This is a genomic window from Nonomuraea sp. NPDC047897 (assembly GCF_043204415.1).
Classification (GTDB): Bacteria; Actinomycetota; Actinomycetes; order Streptosporangiales; family Streptosporangiaceae; genus Nonomuraea.
The window spans coordinates 353,186-370,524 of sequence record NZ_JBIDCC010000007.1 but is presented as its reverse complement, the minus strand read 5'-3'; the positions used below and the strand labels follow the sequence as shown (position 1 = coordinate 370,524).

The 17,339-nt window shown below is 70.9% G+C and carries 17 protein-coding genes; 7 read left to right on the top strand and 10 right to left on the bottom strand.

What is annotated here, in order from left to right:
• The first annotated feature begins 1 nt into the window (after position 1).
• Positions 2–958: a dihydrodipicolinate synthase family protein gene (locus ACGF0J_RS18580; protein ID WP_393147339.1), complete on the top strand. Its 957-nt coding sequence runs from the start codon at positions 2–4 to the stop codon at positions 956–958.
• Positions 959–1,007: 49 nt separating this feature from the next.
• On the opposite strand, the gene ACGF0J_RS18575 is transcribed toward ACGF0J_RS18580, so the two are convergent.
• Both ACGF0J_RS18575 and ACGF0J_RS18570 read right to left on the bottom strand, forming a co-directional pair.
• Positions 1,008–1,166: a hypothetical protein gene (locus tag ACGF0J_RS18575; protein ID WP_393147232.1), complete on the bottom strand. Its 159-nt coding sequence runs from the start codon at positions 1,164–1,166 to the stop codon at positions 1,008–1,010.
• A 17-nt stretch (positions 1,167–1,183) separates the two neighbouring features.
• On the bottom strand, positions 1,184–1,756 hold the full coding sequence (locus ACGF0J_RS18570; RefSeq protein ID WP_393147230.1) for a dihydrofolate reductase family protein: 573 nt from the start codon (positions 1,754–1,756) through the stop codon (positions 1,184–1,186).
• A 71-nt stretch (positions 1,757–1,827) separates the two neighbouring features.
• Between ACGF0J_RS18570 and ACGF0J_RS18565 the strand changes: the two genes are divergently transcribed.
• Both ACGF0J_RS18565 and ACGF0J_RS18560 read left to right on the top strand, forming a co-directional pair.
• Positions 1,828–2,400 carry a TetR/AcrR family transcriptional regulator gene (locus ACGF0J_RS18565; protein ID WP_393147228.1) on the top strand — a complete coding sequence of 191 codons (573 nt, stop codon included), beginning with the start codon at positions 1,828–1,830 and terminating at the stop codon, positions 2,398–2,400.
• A gap of 104 nt (positions 2,401–2,504) precedes the next feature.
• Positions 2,505–3,041, top strand: coding sequence for a hypothetical protein (locus ACGF0J_RS18560; RefSeq protein ID WP_393147226.1), 537 nt, complete (start codon positions 2,505–2,507; stop codon positions 3,039–3,041).
• A gap of 41 nt (positions 3,042–3,082) precedes the next feature.
• Here ACGF0J_RS18560 and ACGF0J_RS18555 read toward each other — a convergent pair whose 3' ends face one another.
• The 3 genes from ACGF0J_RS18555 to ACGF0J_RS18545 all read right to left on the bottom strand — a co-directional run bounded on the left by ACGF0J_RS18555 (position 3,083) and on the right by ACGF0J_RS18545 (position 6,015).
• Positions 3,083–4,075 carry a hypothetical protein gene (locus ACGF0J_RS18555; protein ID WP_393147224.1) on the bottom strand — a complete coding sequence of 331 codons (993 nt, stop codon included), beginning with the start codon at positions 4,073–4,075 and terminating at the stop codon, positions 3,083–3,085.
• Positions 4,068–4,898 (bottom strand): hypothetical protein, encoded by an 831-nt coding sequence (locus ACGF0J_RS18550; protein WP_393147223.1) that lies wholly within the window; start codon positions 4,896–4,898, stop codon positions 4,068–4,070. Before ACGF0J_RS18550 ends, ACGF0J_RS18555 begins: the two co-directional genes overlap by 8 nt.
• A 106-nt stretch (positions 4,899–5,004) precedes the next feature.
• On the bottom strand, positions 5,005–6,015 hold the full coding sequence (locus ACGF0J_RS18545) for a hypothetical protein (RefSeq protein WP_393147337.1): 1,011 nt from the start codon (positions 6,013–6,015) through the stop codon (positions 5,005–5,007).
• Positions 6,016–6,127: 112 nt separating this feature from the next.
• Between ACGF0J_RS18545 and ACGF0J_RS18540 the strand changes: the two genes are divergently transcribed.
• The gene (locus ACGF0J_RS18540; RefSeq protein WP_393147221.1) at positions 6,128–6,856 is read left to right on the top strand and encodes a TetR/AcrR family transcriptional regulator; all 729 of its coding nucleotides are present in this window, start codon (positions 6,128–6,130) and stop codon (positions 6,854–6,856) included.
• A 39-nt stretch (positions 6,857–6,895) separates the two neighbouring features.
• Positions 6,896–7,642: an alpha/beta fold hydrolase gene (locus ACGF0J_RS18535; RefSeq protein ID WP_393147219.1), complete on the top strand. Its 747-nt coding sequence runs from the start codon at positions 6,896–6,898 to the stop codon at positions 7,640–7,642.
• Here the strand turns inward: ACGF0J_RS18535 and ACGF0J_RS18530 are convergent.
• The 4 genes from ACGF0J_RS18530 to ACGF0J_RS18515 form a co-directional block, all read right to left on the bottom strand.
• Complete coding sequence (locus ACGF0J_RS18530) at positions 7,639–10,362, bottom strand: PQQ-binding-like beta-propeller repeat protein (protein WP_393147217.1); 2,724 nt, start codon at positions 10,360–10,362, stop codon at positions 7,639–7,641. The two genes, ACGF0J_RS18535 and ACGF0J_RS18530, sit on opposite strands and share 4 nt — an antisense overlap.
• Positions 10,363–10,364: 2 nt before the next feature.
• Positions 10,365–11,225, bottom strand: a complete 861-nt coding sequence (locus tag ACGF0J_RS18525; protein ID WP_393147215.1) for a hypothetical protein — start codon at positions 11,223–11,225, stop codon at positions 10,365–10,367.
• Positions 11,226–11,347: 122 nt separating this feature from the next.
• A complete protein-coding gene (locus ACGF0J_RS18520) occupies positions 11,348–12,607 on the bottom strand; it encodes a hypothetical protein (RefSeq protein ID WP_393147213.1) in 1,260 nt (419 codons plus the stop codon).
• Entirely contained in the window at positions 12,604–13,698 is a 1,095-nt protein-coding gene (locus tag ACGF0J_RS18515) for a ThiF family adenylyltransferase (protein WP_393147211.1), read from the bottom strand. Before ACGF0J_RS18515 ends, ACGF0J_RS18520 begins: the two co-directional genes overlap by 4 nt.
• A gap of 327 nt (positions 13,699–14,025) precedes the next feature.
• Between ACGF0J_RS18515 and ppk2 the strand changes: the two genes are divergently transcribed.
• Entirely contained in the window at positions 14,026–15,081 is a 1,056-nt protein-coding gene (gene ppk2, locus ACGF0J_RS18510; protein ID WP_393147209.1) for a polyphosphate kinase 2, read from the top strand.
• Between the two features lie 11 nt (positions 15,082–15,092).
• On the opposite strand, the gene ACGF0J_RS18505 is transcribed toward ppk2, so the two are convergent.
• The gene (locus tag ACGF0J_RS18505) at positions 15,093–15,752 is read right to left on the bottom strand and encodes a hypothetical protein (RefSeq protein WP_393147207.1); all 660 of its coding nucleotides are present in this window, start codon (positions 15,750–15,752) and stop codon (positions 15,093–15,095) included.
• Between the two features lie 208 nt (positions 15,753–15,960).
• On the opposite strand from ACGF0J_RS18505, the gene ACGF0J_RS18500 reads away from it, so the two are divergent.
• A complete protein-coding gene (locus tag ACGF0J_RS18500; RefSeq protein ID WP_393147205.1) occupies positions 15,961–17,259 on the top strand; it encodes an ABC transporter substrate-binding protein in 1,299 nt (432 codons plus the stop codon).
• Positions 17,260–17,339: the final 80 nt, after the last annotated feature.

Below are 17,339 nucleotides of genomic sequence, written 5' to 3'. Positions count from 1 at the left end.
GATGCCAGACCCCGCCGGACCCGCGCCGTCGACCCCCGCGACCGGCGCGCCGAGGGCCCTGACGGGGGTGATCCCTCCGGTGTGCACCCCGATGACCCCCGACCGCGAGGTGGACGCCCGGTCGCTCACCCGGCTCGTCGACCACCTGCTGGAGGGCGGCGTCGACGCGCTGTTCGTGCTCGGCTCGTCCTCCGAGGTGGCCTACCTCCCGGACGCCCACCGTCGCGTGGTGCTGGACACCGTCGTCGGCCACGTGGCCGGGCAGGTGCCCGTGCTCGCCGGGGTGATCGACATGACGACGCCCCGGGTGCTCGACCACGCCAGGACGGCCGTCGAGGCGGGCGTGTCCGGCCTGGTCGCCACCGCCCCCTTCTACACGCGTACGCACCCGGAGGAGATCCGCACCCACTTCCGGCTCATCGCGGCCCGGACCGGGCTGCCGTTGTACGCCTACGACCTGCCGGTGTCGGTGCACACCAAGCTCCCGGCCGGCCTGCTGCTGGAACTGGCCGCCGAGGGGGTGCTGGCCGGGGTCAAGGACTCCAGCGGCGACGACGGCGGCCTACGGCAGGTCATCCTGGGCCGCACGCCGGGCTTCAGCGTGCTGACGGGCTCGGAGGTGACGGTCGACTCGGCCCTGTGGATGGGCGCCGACGGCGTGGTGCCGGGCCTGGGGAACGTCGACCCCCACGGCTACGTCCGACTGGCCGCCTGCGCGGGCCGCGGTGAGTGGGAGGCGGCCCGCCGGGAGCAGGAACGCCTGGTCCGGCTGTTCGAGATCGTCCGGGTGGGAGGCGCCCGGATGGGCGGCAGCTCGTCGGGGCTCGGAGCCTTCAAGGCGGCGCTGTACCTGCGCGGCGTCATCGCCCACCCGGTCACGGCCCAGCCCCAGATCCCGTTGACGGACGACGAGATCGGCAGCGTCGGCAAACACCTGGCCGCGGCCGGGCTCCTCTAGCGACGTCCGTCACCGGCGGCGACGGGCACGGACCCCCGTGCCCGTTCGCTCAGTAGCCGCCGCGGCGAGGGGCGGCCGTCGGGCGGCGGGAGAGATCGGTCCGGACCGTGGGCTTGAGGTCACGTGCCGGCTGGTCGTGCCGGTGCGGCGACCGGGCCTGCCGCTCGGCCCTGGCCTGGGTGATGGTGGCGGGGAGTTTGATCTGCATGCTTCCTCCTCGTGGGCCTAAGCCCGGGTGAGCCAGGTGACCTGGGTGCCGTTGTCGAAGGACTCGCGCCGGGTGGGGGTGAACAGGGTGGGGCTGAACTGCCCGGAGAACATGGGGATGCCCGTGCCCGCCACGACGGGATAGCTCTTGAGGATGATCTCGTCGATCTCCGGGAGCAGGGAGGCGGCGAGCCTGCCGCCGCCGCAGAGGTAGATGTCCATGCCGGTGTCCTCGGCCTTCAGCCGCCGGACGAGCTCGATCGGGTCGCCGGCCTCCACCCGCACCGTGGGGTCGTCGACGGTCAGCGTGCCGGAGACGACGTACTGGCGCAGGTGGGAGTACGGGCTGGTGGTGGGGACGTCCAGGGCCGGCTCGTAGGTGCCGCGGCCCATCACCACCGTGTCGAAGACCTTGTTGGGCACGCCGTCGAGGCCGACGAGCTTGCGGACGTGGGTGGGGAGCGTCTCGGGGTAACGGGCGTTGATCCAGGCAACCATCTGGTCCGACACGGGGTAGAAGTCGAACTCGGCGTTGGGGCCGGCGATGTAGCCGTCGAGCGAGGCGGCGATGTAGTAGACGAGCTTTCGCATACGATCAACTCCCGATGTAGTACTCTGATTGGAGTGGTCAAAACGTAGTACTACATACGGAGTGGTGTCAAGTGCGGAGTAATCCCGAACGGCGGCAGGCGCTGATCGACGCGGCCATCGAGGTGCTGGCCAGAGAAGGAGCACGAGGGCTGACCTTCCGGGCCGTCGACGCGGAGGCGGCAGTCCCCCCGGGCACGGCCTCCAACTACTTCGCCAACCGCGACGACCTGTTCACCCAGGTCGGCGGACGCATCTACGAGCGGCTGCTGCCCGACGAGGCCACCATCGCCCGCAGCCGGGAAGGCGTGCAGGACCAGACCCGCTACGCCGAGCTCATGCACGACCTGGTGGACCGGGTCTCCGCCTTCAACTCCGGCTACCTCGCCCTGCTCGAACTCCGGCTGGAATCCACCCGACGCCCCGAGCTGCGCGCCGTGCTCACCAAACGCATCCGCGAGGACATCGACGCCAACCTCGGCCACCACACCGCCTCCGGCCTGCCCGGCGACTCGACCTCGGTGCTGCTCCTCTACCTCGCGCTGAACTGGCTCATCGTGGAGCGGCTGACCCTGCCCGACATCTTCACCGAGCAGGAGATCCACGAACTGGTGGACGCCGCCGTGCGAAGGTCGCTGAACTCCTGACGTCCAAGGCCGCCGAACCCGCCGTTTCGCAGGAGACCGGTGCGTACGCCCCGCGCCGAGGGCGACTGGCCGGTCGGTGCCGGCGCATCGGCGAAGATTTTCACATGCGCCCGACTCGTAACCCTCTCGCTCTGCTCCTCACCGCGGCCACGGGGCTCGCCTCCGTCCTGACGCTCATCGAGGCGAGCACTCCCGGCCTCTCCTACTGGGCGTTGGCCCTGGGGCTGTACTGGCTGGCGCTCATCATCGCCATGGCCTGGCTCCTGCGGGTGCCGGGCCCTGGCGAACGTCGGCGGGCGTGGAGGCCCTGGACGTACGTCCCGTTCGCGCTGATGCTGGGCACCGGGCTGCTGGTCGAACTCGACGCGCCCTTTCACGCGCGCTTCGCCCTGTCGGAGCCGAGCCTGGAACGCCACGCGCGGTCGGTGCGCGAAGACGCCGGCAGCCGTCGGTGGTGGGGCCTGTACCGGGTCGGCGAGGTGGAGAAGATCCCCGGGGGAGCGAGGTTCATGGTCACCTCGCTCACGATGGACTGGAAGAGCTACGGTTTCGCCTACATCCCCGATCGGGCACCGGACGCGTCAGAGGGCGTGTACGAACACTTCAAAGGCCCTTGGTACATCTGGACCGACGGGCCCTGACGCCCCGAAGCGTGACCTCCCGATACCGCCGTGCCGCTCGATCACGAGCTCCGAGCCGACAGGAGGAACAGCAGAGCGGCCAGATCCTCGCCTCGGGGCGCGGGCGCGCAGGCTCCACGGGCGATGAGCTGTTCGATGACCTCCCAGATCAGCTCGTGAGCGACGATCACGGTGGCCACCGCCCGATCATCGGTGGAGACGTACCTGCGCGCCTCCTCGCAGGCGTGGCCCAGCAGGAAGGCCGCGACAGGAGCGGCGACCGCGGAGGCCAGCTCGTCGAGGACATCGCCCACCCCGACGAGCGGGATCGCGGAGCGGCCGTCATCGAGCCGCACCCGCCGGCGACGCCCTGCCACGTCGATGACCGTGGTCACGTGGCGATCTCGCAGCGCCTCCGCCAGCCGAGGCGTGGTGGCCAGGTCGTCCAGGTGGCGCAGGGTCGCGTCCGACCAGACGGCGACGAGGGTGAGACCCTCGTCCAGGCGATAGAAGTTCGTGCCGGAACTACCGGCGCGGGGTGGGTGAATGGCCCAGAACGCCCCGTTCCACCAGGGACGCTCGGCGGTCAGCGTCGTGTCAGGCACGGCGTTCTCGGCGCGTAACCGTCGCCACAACAGCAGGTCCAGCGCGTAGCCGAACACCACGGCGTACATGCTGTGACCGATCCCGCGGCGCCGCAGCTCGGCGGCGATGTCCTGCGCCGGCTCCTCGACGGCGTCCACCAGGGGAGTCGCCAGCCGCCGCAGAGCCGCCCGCAGCGGAGTCGTCTCCCGCACGCCCAGGACCGGGAAAGCGGTCCGGAGGTCCTCGCCGTCGTGTTCCAGCAACCGGAACTCCAGCAGTTGGGCGAGCTGCGCGTCGGAGACGTCCACCTCGTCCCTCGGGACACCGTGACGTGCCGCGTACAGGACCCGTCCGTTGTCGCCGTCGGACACCACCTGATGAGGCGTTCGTCTCGCGTTCGGGCAGTAGCAGTGCAGCGCCCACAGGGCAAGGTCCTCCGGGTCGGACCTGTCATCCGTCGCGTCACCCATGCGACGAGTCCATGGTTGTCGGGTCGATCTCGTCGTACCTGGCTACTTGATCCTCAGGGGGCGGCTGGATGTCGGCCTTGATACCCCATCTGGAGAAGCGGACGTCGTCGGTCTGCCGGGATGCGTGGCCCTCGTCGAAGCCCGGAGCGATGATCGGTTCGTCGAAGGAACTCCGGCAGCGGCGCACGAGGCGGTCTCGGCCTACCCAGAGCTGCCAGTCGACCGGCACCCTCGCGTACTTGCCCGTGGGTTCGGCGGAGAGCGAGATCCGGACGTCAGGGTTCACCTTGTACAGCTCGCCCAGGGTGGTGCGGCCCTGATGAAGGGTGGTGCGAACCTTGTCGTAGACACCCGCGGGACGCGTGACGGTTGCGGTGGCCAGCAGGGCTCTCAACGTCGGCGGGTGACTCAGCTCGATCGGCCCGCATTCGAGGGCCACCTTGCTCGGCGCGGGGGCGAGCAACCAGCTCTTGCCGGCGGGCAGCAGGTCGTTTCGCGGGTACTCCCGCCGGTAGGACCGATCCGGGAAGCGGATGAGCCGCGACGTCGGGCGGTCCCGGCGGTCCCTGTCCACTCTGTCGCGGGCGACGACTGCGCCGTTGCCGAACGCTGCGATGCCGGTGGAGCGGAACTCCAACCGGAGATCCTCGCCGCCGCGCCCGCTGACCGACAGCGCCGAGAATCGCACGCCGCGTCCTTCCGCGAGCTGGCGCTTGAGTGCGGTCGCGGGGTCGACCTGCGCATGCGCGACCGTCCCGGGCCCAAAGGTCACGGCCGTCGCCGCCGACAGAGCGACCATCCAGGCCGTCCCACTGCTGAGCATGGCGTGTCCCTCTCGTCGGCGGCATCGGAACCATGATCCCGTCAGATCCTCACAAACCAAGATCACGCCCTGGTCGCGGGCTCGACCCGGTCCGTGCGCGTCTGGGTCAGCCGCGGTAGTACGCGGCGACGGCGGTGAAGGCGGCCTTGGGTTCCCAGGGCAGGTCGGGGTAGGTCTCGCCGGGGCGGTTGTCGAGGACCTTGACGATGCCGGGGCTGGCCAGGTCGAGGTCGTCGCGTGGGTCGCCGTCGGGCCGGTGCGGGAAGTTGCCGAGCGCGAAGAGGAAGACGAAGGCGCTGTCCACCCCCGCGGTGTCGTAGATCTCCAGCAGCTCGCGCAGATAGGCGGCCTGGCCGGGTTCGTCACGGACGTGCTCGCCGGTCAGCCGGACGGGCGCGCCCGTGTCCTCGTCGAACTCGACGACCTCGAGAACGCGGCCGCCCCTGTCGCCCGCGCCGTGGTAGGCGGCGGTGCCGAACTCGGTGATCGCGACCGGCTTCCCCTGGGCGACGAGGGTGCGGACGCTCTCGGCGAACTGATCGGCGACCTCGGCCGACCGGTAGAGGTCCACGCCCAGGATGTCGAAGGGCGTCCAGTCGACGCGCTCGAAGGGCACGGCCGCATAAGTGATCTTGCCGCCGAATCGCTCGCGGACGACCGCCACGGCGTCGCCGAGGAAGTCGTTGACCCGTGCGCTGAGCTCGCCGGCCAGCACGGCCAGGCGATCGCGCTGGGCCAACAGCAGGTCGAGCCGCTGCTCCTGGGTGTCGCCCGGCAGGAATCCCTTGTTCATCAGGCTCAGCTCGGCGCCGGCGACGAACACGACCTCGGCGCCCCGCCGCCGGACCCGCTCCGCCCGCTCGGCGCAGTCGGCGAACAGCGACAGCGTCTCCTCGGTGGTCAGCTCCAGGGGGTAGGGCGAGAACCAGACCTCCAGGCCGAGGTCGGCGGCGTGGGTGGCGGCCAGCTCCAGCCGCTCGGGGTCACCGCCGATGACGCGGACCGCGGTGCAGTGCAGGTCGTCGCGGATGATGCCCAGCTCGCGCCGGACCACGTCCGGGTCGAAGTGCTCGCGGGAGAGCTGTCCCTCGCGGACGAAGCCGGTGTCGTAGCTGATGCCCTTGGCCCTCATGGTGGTGTTCCTTCCTGAAGGGGAGGTCGCCAGGCTAGATAGAAAATTGCGTGCACGCAAGTTTGCGTGCGCGCATGGAAGCTGGGATGCTGGCACGGTGACGACACGACGAACGGGGCTGCGCGAACAGAAGAAGCAAGCCACCCGAGAGGCACTGAGCGCGGCGGCCCTGCGGCTCGCCCTTGAGCGCGGGCCGGACAACGTGCGCGTCGACGACATCGCCGACGCCGCCGGCGTCTCGCCGAGGACGTACAACAACTACTTCTCCAGCCGCGAACAGGCGATCGTCGCCGCCGTCACCGGCGAACGGGAGGCGCGGGTCGCGGCGGCGGTGGCCGGCCGGCCCGCCGACGCCGGCCTCGCCGACGCCGTCACCGAGGCGATCGTGGACCAGTACACCGACCCGGGCGAACCCGGCCGCGACGCGCTGCTGCTGATCACCACCCGCCCCGCGCTGCGCGACGCGTTCGTCGACACCACCGCCGCGATCGAACACCCCCTCACCGACGCCATCGCCGACCGCCTCGGCGACACCGACCAGCACACCGCCCGTGTGCTCGCGGCGAGTGTGGCCGCCGCGGTCCGCGTCGCGCTCGAACAGTGGCTGCGAACGACGGCCGCCTCCTTCACGACCAGCGGCCTCGTCGTGCCGTCCGGCTCGCTGCCCGACCTCCTCCGCGCCACGCTCGCACCGCTCGCACCCGCCCTCGACGCCGCCGACCGACGAACCCGCCACCACCGGCCCGCGGCCGAGGCGGCACGAGGGCCAGGCGACGGCATCGGCGCACCGGCAGGCACCACCCACCGGGAATCGGGGACAAGGTAGGTTGCTGATCGGCTGGCGTCGCGGAAAGAGGAGTTCCAGATGCATGTCGAGACGTACGGCCCGGTTGACGCCCCGCCGGTGCTCCTGCTGCACGGGGGCGGCGTCGCGGGGTGGATGTGGGAGCCCCTCCGCGAACGCCTCGCACCCGACCACCGGTTGATCGTCCCGGACCTGCCCGGCCATGACCGCAGCGCCGGCGACCCGTACCACTCACACGCCCGCACGGTCGAAGCGCTGACCGAAGTCCTCGGCAAGGTGGGCGGCCGCGCCTCCGTCGCCGGCTTCTCGCTGGGCGCGCAGCTGACGGTCCTGCTCGCCGCGCACGCGCCCGCGCTCGTCGAGCGCGTCATGGTGGTGAGCGCGCAGGCCAAGCCCAGCGCGGCCCCCGGCCTCACCCTCGGCCTGCTCGGCGCCACGGCGGGGCTCGCCAGCCGGAAACGGTTCGCCACGTTGCAGGCCAGGACGCTGTTCATCCCGGACGAGCTCCTCGACGACTATGTCCGCACGTCCGCGAGCGTCTCCAAGCAGACCCTGCTCACGGCGGTCGGCGAGAACATCCGCTTCACCGTCCCCCCGGGCTGGGCGCGCTTCCCCGGCAAGGCGTCGATCCTCGCCGGCGAGCGCGAACGAGGCTTCATGCGGGAGTCCGCCCGCGTGCTGCACGACGCCCTGCCGGGCAGCGAGCTGGAGATCGTGGCGGGATGCGGGCACGGCATCCCCCTGCAACGACCTGACTGGTTCGCGCAGCGGGTGAGCGGCTGGCTGAACTCCCAGGCGACACGCTAGCCCCCCGCCGGGATCGCGGACACCTCACCGGTCGTGCTGCCGACGTACACCAGCCCGCCGGCCGGCACCGGGGTCGTCCTGACCTGGCCGCTGGTCCGGAACGTCCACCGGGAGGCGCCGGTGCGCGCGTCGAGCGCGTGCACCCGGCCCTCGACGTTCCCGACGTACACGACGCCGTGCGCCACCGCCGGGCGGGCTCTGACACCGTCGCCGGCCGGAAAACTCCACCGCTGCCCGCCGGAGGCCGCGTCCAGCGCGTACAGCAGGCCGTTGACGTGGCGCAGGTAGACGGTGCCCCGGTCCACGACGAGGCCGCCGTGGGTGCCGTCGCCGCCGCCGGGTGCGAAGTCCCACGACGGCCGGCCGGTGGTGGCGGCCAGCTTGTGCAGGGTGCCGTCTCCGCCGCCGACGTACACCGCACCGCCGCTCACCACGGGGCCCGCGGTGATGCGGGAGCCGGCGCGGAAGGTCCACCGCGGCCTGCCGGTGGCGCGGTCCAGCGCGTGGAGGTGGCCGGTCCTGGTCGGGACGTACACGGTCGAGCCGCTCGTGACCGGCGGGAAGAAGTCGGTCCCCCCGTCCGCCCGAAAGTGCCAGCGCCGCCTGCCGGAGGCGGCGTCCAGCGCGTACAGCGTTCCCTCGGCGCTGCCGACATGGACGGTGCCGCCGGCCACCGACGGCGTGGCGAACAGGACGTCCCCGCCGAGTGCGGCGCGCCATCGTGGCCGTCCGGTGGCCGCGTCCAGCGCGACGACCTCGGAGCTGTCGCCGCACGCGTACGCGGTGCCCGCCGCCAGGACGACACCGCTCGACCCGGCGACCCGGCGGCTCCACCGCAGCCGGCCCGAGGCCGCGTCCAGGGACACGATCCGGCCGGTGTCGTTGTGGGCGTACACGGCGCCGCCGGACACCGCCGGTGTGGCGGAGACGTCGCCGCCGGTCTGGTGGCGCCACCGCGTCACGCCCGAGGCGGCGTCCAGCGCGTACACGTTGCCGTCGGCGCTGCCGGCGTACACGGTGTCGCCCGCGAGCACGAGGTCCTCACCGACGCTGCCGTCGGCGGGGAAGCTCCAGCGGACCCGGCGGGGACGGTCGCGGGCGACGGTGGTTCCCGGTTCGTAGCGGGCCAGCAGGTTCCGCTGGAGCAGCGGGGTGAGCAGCCGGACGGCCCGTCGTGACGTGGACGCCAGGCGGACGAGGACCGGCCCCGCGACGACGAGGGACTCGTCCAGCGTTCCCGTGGGCAGGGAGACCGTGTGCGTCATGGCGTGGGAGGTCTCGTAGGCGGGGTCGTGGATGCCGTTCCGCCTGATCCGGGCGACTTCGGTGGCGAACACCTTCCGCGCGGCGGCGGGTGAGCCGAACACCCAGTCCACCGTGAGCGAGACGACGGCCCCGTCGTCGGTCGGCGGTATCCAGTCGCAGGCCAGGGGGACCGGTGACGCCACTCCCGCCAGGGTCGTCCGGCCGGGGTTGGGGCGGTGTCCGTCGCCGGCCACGCCCACGTCCCGGCCGGTCAGGAGGGTGCAGGCGTCCGGCCAGCGGGCTGGTGGGACGTCGCCGTACGGGGCCCACGAGGTGGGCAACCCGTAGGTCGCCTGGTATGCGGTGATCAGGCCTGCTTTGTCGTAGACGAACGCCAGGCCCGGGGCCGTGCCGAGGAGGAACGCGCGTGAGAGCGGCGTGTCGACGGGCGAGGCGCCGAGGCGGCCGGTGACGGTGTCCAGGGAGATGAGGAACGCCGGCAGCGGCCATGGGTCGGAGATGTTCAGGAACCCGCGGTCGGAGATCCGGGGAGGGCTGCCGAGCAGGAGGGGTTCGCTCCACCGCTCCGCCGCGGTGACCCCGGCGGGTGGGCGGCGCTCGACGGCCTCGCGGGCGGTGGACAGCTGCCGGCCCTCGGGAGAGTAGAACGCCTGGACGTCTGTGGTCTCGACGTACACGTACCCGTCGGCGCCGGGCGTGAGCCGCAGCTCGGGCGGGGTGTCCGCCTGGTCCTCCGCCGGCAGCGAGACGGAGTGCGGCAGCGAGCGCGTCCAGTGCGGCCGCAGGGTCCGCGGGTCCACCGAGGCGAGCTCGACCCGGTCGCCCGCGCAGGAGCTGAGCAGCATGATCGTCAGTGACGTGGCGCCGCCCTCCACGTGGCAGCGCGGCGGACGGGTCGTCCGCGTCGTCTGCCTGCCGGTACGCAGGTCGAACGTGGTGAGGGTGGCCGGGTCGGCCTGCCGGTCCAGGACCGTGACCCCTCCTTCGGTCACCATGACGCTCAGCCCGACCGCCGGACCGCCGGGGGAGGAGGGGGAGGTGGCGGCGGTGGCGGCGGTGGTGACCGTGCGCCGCCACAGGGGGGCTCCGGTGCCGAGCTCGTGGCCGGACACGAGGTAGCCGGTCCCGCCGGGCGTCTCCCTCGACACGACGAGCGTCCCGGACGCGACGCCCAGCCCGGCGACGGGTGCGGCGGGGCCGCCGGAAGCGGCCGGGACGGTGTGCAGCTTCCGGCCGGTGAGCGGGTCGTGGACCGTGACGGCCCCGTGCGACGTCGACACGGCGATGGCCTCGTCGGAGACGGCGTACCGGAGGTCGCCGGGGTGCTCCGGGTCCTCCACGTCCGCGGGCATGGACCACAGGGCCCGCCATCCGGTGGGGAGGCGGGGCGCGTCCGCCGCCACGGCCGAGCCGGCCACCAGGGCCAGTGCCACCAGGAGCGCGCGGCGGCGCACGGTCAGCACCCTCCGGTCTTCGGGAACCTGAGGCACACCGTGGCGGCGGACATCGGTCGCCACCCGCCTCCCGGCATTTCGGTGTAGACGGAGCGGAAGGTCTCGGTCCGGCCGGTCAGGCGGAACGGTGACCCGCCGGGCCCGTTGATCACGACCTGCTCGGTCCGGTCCGCCGCCAGCACCGTCGCCAGGAGGTCGAACTCGTAGTACGCCCGCCTGCCCTTGATCGCCAGGCTCAGCGTCACCCGTTCGTCGCGCTTGAGGTCGATCTGCTTCGTCACGAAGTACGGGACGTCGGGATCGTCGGAGGTGGTGAAGCGGGGCGCCGGCCGGTCGAGGTCGGCGGCGAGCTCGACGGTGTCGACCTCCCCGGCGGTCGTCGCCTCCAGCAGCGCCCCGTCGGATCGCGCCGCGCGGGTGAGGACGCGCGGTTTGACGTCGACGATGCGCAGGCTGTTGCGGTTGCCCACGAGGACGACCGTGGCGTTCATCGCATCGGTCACGGCGGCGTGATGGCGGTCGAGCAGCGCGGCGCGTTCCTCGGCGGTCGCGCTGCCCAGCAGGATGCCGCGTTCCTTCGGGTCGGTCACCGGCTCCCGCAGCACGATGTCCCGTTCTTCGTGATGAACGGCGACATGGCCGATCGTGATGGGGGGAGTGCCGTTGATCCGGTCGATCGCGTCGGTCCCGCGGGAGGAGAACCAGGTGGTGAACACCACGCCGACGGCCGCGACGAGCACGGCGCTGACGATGCCCGCGACCCAGGTCCGAGCCGCCTTCCATCCGTCGCCGCCGGCCGGCTCCTCCGGGGGCGGCTTTCTCGGGCCGCCATTTCCGGTCTTGCTCTTACGACCTTTACCCATAGGCGATATATCCCTCGGGCGGATATGTGAACAGGGTCCGAGCAGGCGACGATGATAACGCCGCCCGCGCGGGGTCGCGTGCCCTTCCGGCGAATGCCGTGGACGGTCGATGCCGAATCGGGTCAGGGAGTCGCGGCCGGGCGGCGCCGCCTGAACCAGTGCCGATGCGTCCGGACGAAAGTCACCACGAAGAGCGCCTGGATGGCGCCCTCGATCAGGATGAGCAGCACGGAGTCCAGCGCCAGCAGCACCGAGCCGCCGTTCAGTCCGTCGGCGACGGCGCCGATCGCGCGGACCAGCGCCACGATCGCGATCGGGGCGGCGAACAGCGCGAACATCGTGAGCGAGACCGTGGCCCCGCCGACCAGGAACACGGAGTAGACGCGGGTGGCCCGCCGTTCGTGCGGCGCGAGGTCACCGGTCGGATCCTCGACCGGGCAGGGGCGGCGGCGCAGCCACGCGACGGCTCTGGCCCGCAGGTAGCGGGCGAAGGCGAGCCCGTCGTCGAAGAGGTTGCGGGTGCGCAGCAGATCGCGCAGGACGTAGTACAGGTCCGTGCGCATGTAGACCTGGAGCTGGAACGGGATGGTCATGAGCACCGCCACGACCAGAGCCTGGAACAGCGCCTTGGTCAGCGACGGCAGAGCCACGTGGGCGACCAGCAGGGTCAGCGCCGCCATGAGGAAGAAGTCCCAGGCCATCCCGGCCAGGTAGACGCGGTACCGCGACCGTCGGGGCACCCCCCACACCGCGGTGACGTCGGTCTGCACGACGAGGTTGTGCAGGCGGGTGCCGAAGCCGATCCGCCCGGGCACGCCCAGCGACCGGGCCGCCGTCAGGTGCATCATCTCGTGCGTGCTGAGCGTCAGCGACACCATCACGGTGTTGACCAGCACCGTCAGCCCGACGTACTCGCTCCAGAAGAAGTCCTCGTAGTGCGGCAGCAGATCGGGCCTGGTCACCAGTGTGACCAGCGCCGCCGCCACCACGAGCAGCCACCCGAGTTTCAGCGGCCAACTGAAGATCCAGCTCACGTGCCGGGCGGTCAGCCACCGGAAGTGGCTGCGCGGGGCGTCCGCCGCGGGGTCGGGCAGCCGCTGCTCGTCCACCGAGTCGACGAAGCCCAGCTCCGTCAGGGCCTCCACCAGCTCGGCGACGTCGATCTCCACGTCCTGCTCGGCCGCCAGCCGCCGCTCCACGGCGCCGACCGGCAGCCCTTCGCGCAGAAGCGCGATCGCGTCGCCGTACACGGCGGGCAGCTCGACGAACTCGCCGATCTCCGCCCTGCCCACGACCACGACGTCCGGATCGTCGTCGTCGGGGCGGGAGATCAGCCGGTGGAGGCCGATCCGGCTCTCCGCGGCGACCGCCACGGCCGTCATGACGGCTCGGTCCCGCAGGCCGGGCAGTCGTCGTAGTGCGGGATGTCGATGTAGTAGGAGTGGTCCCACATGCCGTAGTTCCAGTGGAAGACGCGGCCGCGGGCCTGCGCGGGCAGGCCGCCGAGGTGGTACATCACCTCAAGGGCGCACAGGTGCCCGCTGATGTTGGCGCTGGCCGCGATCACGGCGTTGGGCCGTTCCTCGGTGAGCGAGCGGCCGTGGGCCTTGAACTCGCGCTGGTCCTCCTGGCGCCGCAGGCACATCCAGCACCCGGTCCGGTGCGGGACGAGGGATCCGACGACGGCCATCGGACCGGTGTAGAAGCTGACGAACCACGGAGTGCCCGTGCGCAGCGCCGCCTCGTTGGTCCAGAACATGATGTCCGGGTGCGGCTCGTCGGCGCACAGCACGAACACGTCGCAGTCGTCCATCAGCCGGGCGATGTCGTCGGCGCCGCCGGCCTTCAGCGTGCTCCCGGTGATCTCGACCAGGCTGTTCATCTGGCGTAGCCGCGCGACGGCGGTGTCGATCTTCGGGCGGCCGATGTCCGGCTCGGTGTAGAGGAGCTGGCGGGTGAGGTTGGCTTCCTCGATGGTGTCGAAGTCGGCCAGGTGCAGGGCCCCGATGCCGCTGGAGACCAGCCCCGCCGCCACCGCCGAGCCCGTGCCGCCGATGCCGAGCAGGCAGACCTTGGCGTCCTTGATCTTCGACTGGATCTCGTACGGCGAGCTGCGCGGCACGGGGTCGATCCAGGCGAAGTAGTTCCTGGCCGGCTCGTAGCGCATGGCCTCGCGCTCGCTGAGATTGGCCGGCAGCGGCGCTCCGGCGTCCTCGACGAAACCGTTGTCGATCAGCCCCTGGATGACCTCGCGCACGTCCTGCTCGTCGACGCCGGGATGGGTCTCGGCGAAGGCGGCGCAGACCTGGTCGACCGTACGGGTGCCGTCCATGAGGACGATCAGGCGGGCTATCGAGCCGTCCTCGTCGTCCTGGATCTCGGAGGAGATGCCCTGCTGCATGAGGCCGATCATGATGCGGTCGCCGGGCAGGGTCATGGGCTGGTGAACGCGCTTGATGCGGGGGACGCGCACGAGAACCTTCCAGGTCGTAAGACATAGGAGGCCGGTCAGGTTGACCCTGACCGGCCGGCAAATCTATAGAAGAAGATCAGCCACCCTCACGAAGCCCGGTGGTCTCCACCTTCTCGAGCCGCTTGATCTCGAGCTTGACCTTCTTGGTGGTCTTCTTGTCGTCGGTTCCCTGGTCCAGCTTGTCCATGCTGCCTCCCATAAGGGTCGGGGCCGTTAATCGGGGATCTTACCTAGATCATGACTTGGGCGAAAGCCCCTATTTGCTGAAATGGTGCGGCCGCATCAGTGCCTGGGTGTCGCGCAGGGCTGCCGGGGTAGGCGGGCGGCGTGAGCACAGTGGGTGACGAGGCCGTGGGTGACGAGACCGTGGGTGACGAGACCGTGGGTGACGAGGCCGTGGGGGACGCGGCGGCGAAGGCCGCGGGTGACGGGCTGCTGACCGTCGGCGTGCGGGAGGCGACGGTGACCCCCGCCGGGATTCTCGACGACATCCCGCACCTGCGGGTGATCGACGACGATGACGACGACCCGGTCCTGGTCGACCGTGACGGCCGGGCGGTCGACACCTGGCGGGAGCACTACCCCTATCAGAGCCGGATGGACCGCGCCGAGTACGAGCGCGTCAAGCGGCTGCTGCAGATCGAGCTGGTCAAGCTGCAGTACTGGATCAAGGACACCGGGGTGCGGCTCGTCGTCCTGTTCGAGGGGCGTGACGCCGCGGGCAAGGGCGGGACGATCAAACGCTTCCGGGAGCATCTCAACCCCCGCGGAGCCGCCGTGGTCGCCCTGGACAAGCCCAGCGAACGCGAGAGCACCCAGTGGTACTTCCAGCGTTACGTCGCCCACCTGCCCGCGGCCGGGGAGATGGTCTTCTTCGACCGCTCCTGGTACAACCGGGCGGGTGTCGAGCGGGTGATGGAGTTCTGCACGGCCCCCGAATACCTGCAGTTCCTCCGCCAGGCGCCGCTGTTCGAGCAGATGCTCGTCGAGGACGGCATCCACCTGGTCAAGCTCTACTTCTCGGTGTCGCGCGGTGAACAGCTGACCCGCTTCATCATCCGTTCCGTCGACCCGGTCCGGCGCTGGAAGCTGTCCCCGATGGACCTGGCCTCCCGCCAGAAGTGGGACGAGTACACCGACGCCAAGGAGGACATGTTCCTGCACACCGACACCGACCACGCGCCGTGGACGGTCATCAAGAGCAACGACAAGAAGCGCGCCCGCATCGAAGCGATCCGCCATGTCCTGAGCCTGTTCGACTACGAGGGCAAGGACCATGAGGTGGTCGGCGTCCCCGACCCGCTCATCATCCATCCGGCGGCGGACATCCTGGACGAGGACCGCGACTCCTCCGGCTCCGGAGCCTCCGTGGTCCGGTCCTGAACGCGGCCGGCTCAGGACCGGGGCAGCCGGATGCCCTTGATGATCTTGTCGAGTTCGGGGACGAGCGGCTGGCTCGCCATCACGGTGATCACGGTGCCCTTCCGCTCGACCCAGCCGAGATACCGGCCGTGCCCGAGTGCTCCGTCGCCCGTCCGGGCGAGGACCTGGCGGCCACCGATCTTCACGGTCCGCTCATCGCCGGAGAACGCGCCCTCTACGAGGGGCGCCTTACGCAGGTGCGTGAGCCGGTGGGCGTCGGGCCAGCAGACGACGCGCACCCACAGGCTCCGGTGCTTGCGATCGACGTCGTCTCGGTTGTCCGACCAGCGGTAGCTGTACTCGCTCACGCCGTCGTGCGCGTCCACCGTGACGTGCCCGTAGGAGAAGCCGTTGGGGAGGTGGTCGACGCGGACACCTTTGAGGGCGGCGTCGCCGTCCCTCGGTGGACGGTCCGTCTGGCCGGCCGTGGACCGCTTGACATCGGTGCCGTCGGGGCTCGGGCAACCGGCGTGGCCGGCGGCGGACGCCGCATGGGCGGGCGCGGCGTGGGTGGGCGTCGCGTGGGTGGGCGTCGCGTGGGCGGGCGTCGCGTGGGCGGGCGGCGCGGCCAGGGTCGCGGCGGTCACGAGGGCCAGCGCGGACAGGGACAGCACTCGCTGTAGATCTCTCATGCGTGGGTAGATGCGCCCGCGGCGGCAGAAGTTCGCCTCCCGCCCCGCCGAGACCCGGGGGTGAATCCAGCCACGACATGTCTACCTGGGCATATCGCGGCAGCGAACACGCATTAGACGGACATGCGGCGCCAGGCGCATCCTCGACCTGTACCGAGCGTCTTGCCAGCTGGGGGGACAGGGCGACGCAGCTGATCTGGAGCACCACATGAATCGAAGACTGACAGGCCTGGCGGCCGCCGTCGCGACATCCCTGATCCTCACCGGATGTTCCGACTCCAGCGATCAGAAGACCGCGGACGAGCCCGCGAAGAAGACACAGATCTATCTGGTCGACGGTAACACGACCCAGTACGGCGACGAGTTCAGAGCCGGCACGTTCGACGGCGTGAAGGGCGTCATCCCGGGCGGCAAGTCGACCGACGAGTTCCGCAAGCGGCTGCTGGCCGTCGACCCCGGCCTGAAGGACTTCGCCTATGCGGTGGAGTCGTACGACTCGGTGATCCTGACAGCTCTCGCGGCGGAGGCCGCGAAGAGCGACGGGGCGAAACTGATCGCCGCCAAGATGCGGGATGTCTCGAACGCGCCGGGCGAGAAGTGCACCAGCTTCGCGGACTGCGCGAAGCTGCTGAAGGACGGGACCGAGATCGACTACGACGGGCTGAGCGGTCCGATCGACCTCAACAGGACCGGCAGCCCGTCGGCCGCCTCCGTCGGCATCTTCCAGTACGGGAAGGACAACACCTACCAGGCGGCCGGTTACGAGACGGGCAAGGCGTCCGCCGACCCCGACCCCCTCCCCGCACAGGAGATCAGCGGAGCGGGCGCCCCCGGTGACGGCCGGCTGGTGTTCGGCTCCCTCCTGCCGCAGACCGGCGATCTGTCCTATCTCGGCCCACCGATGTCGGCCGGGGTCAAGGTGGCCGTCGCCGAGCTGAACGACCATGGCGGGGTTCTCGGCGAGAACGTCAAGCTGGTCGCCGGCGACTCCGGGGACGGAACGCCGAACATCGCGCCCCAGGAGACCGACAAGCTCCTCGACCAGGACGTGGACGTCATCGTCGGCACGGCCTCGTCGAGCGTCTCCCTGAGCGTCCTCGACAAGATCGTGAACGCGGGAGCCCTCAACATCTCGCCCTCGGTGACGTCCCCGGAGTTCGACACCTTCCCCGACAAGGGGCTCTTCTTCCGCCTGATGCAGTCGGACGCGTTGCAGGGCGGCGTCCTGGCCAACACGATCTCGAACGACGGCTACACCGACATCGCGATCCTCGTCCGGCAGGACGCGTGGGGGCAGGGTCTCGCGGCGGGCATCAAGGCGACGTTCGAGGAGTCGGGCGGAAACGTCGTCGCCACCCGCTTCTACGCCCCGGACTCGGGCGGGTTCACCGCCGAGGTGAACGCGATCAAGGCGGCGGATCCGGATGCCATCGCACTCGTCGGGTTCGACGAGACCAAGAAGATCGTGCCTGAGCTGATCAAGGCCGGTCTCTGGATGGGTCGGTAGCACGACCCGCGGTGCCGCGCGCCGGACGAGATCCCGGCGCGCGGCCCCGGAATCCCTCTCTCATCAGCACTTGGAGTTCC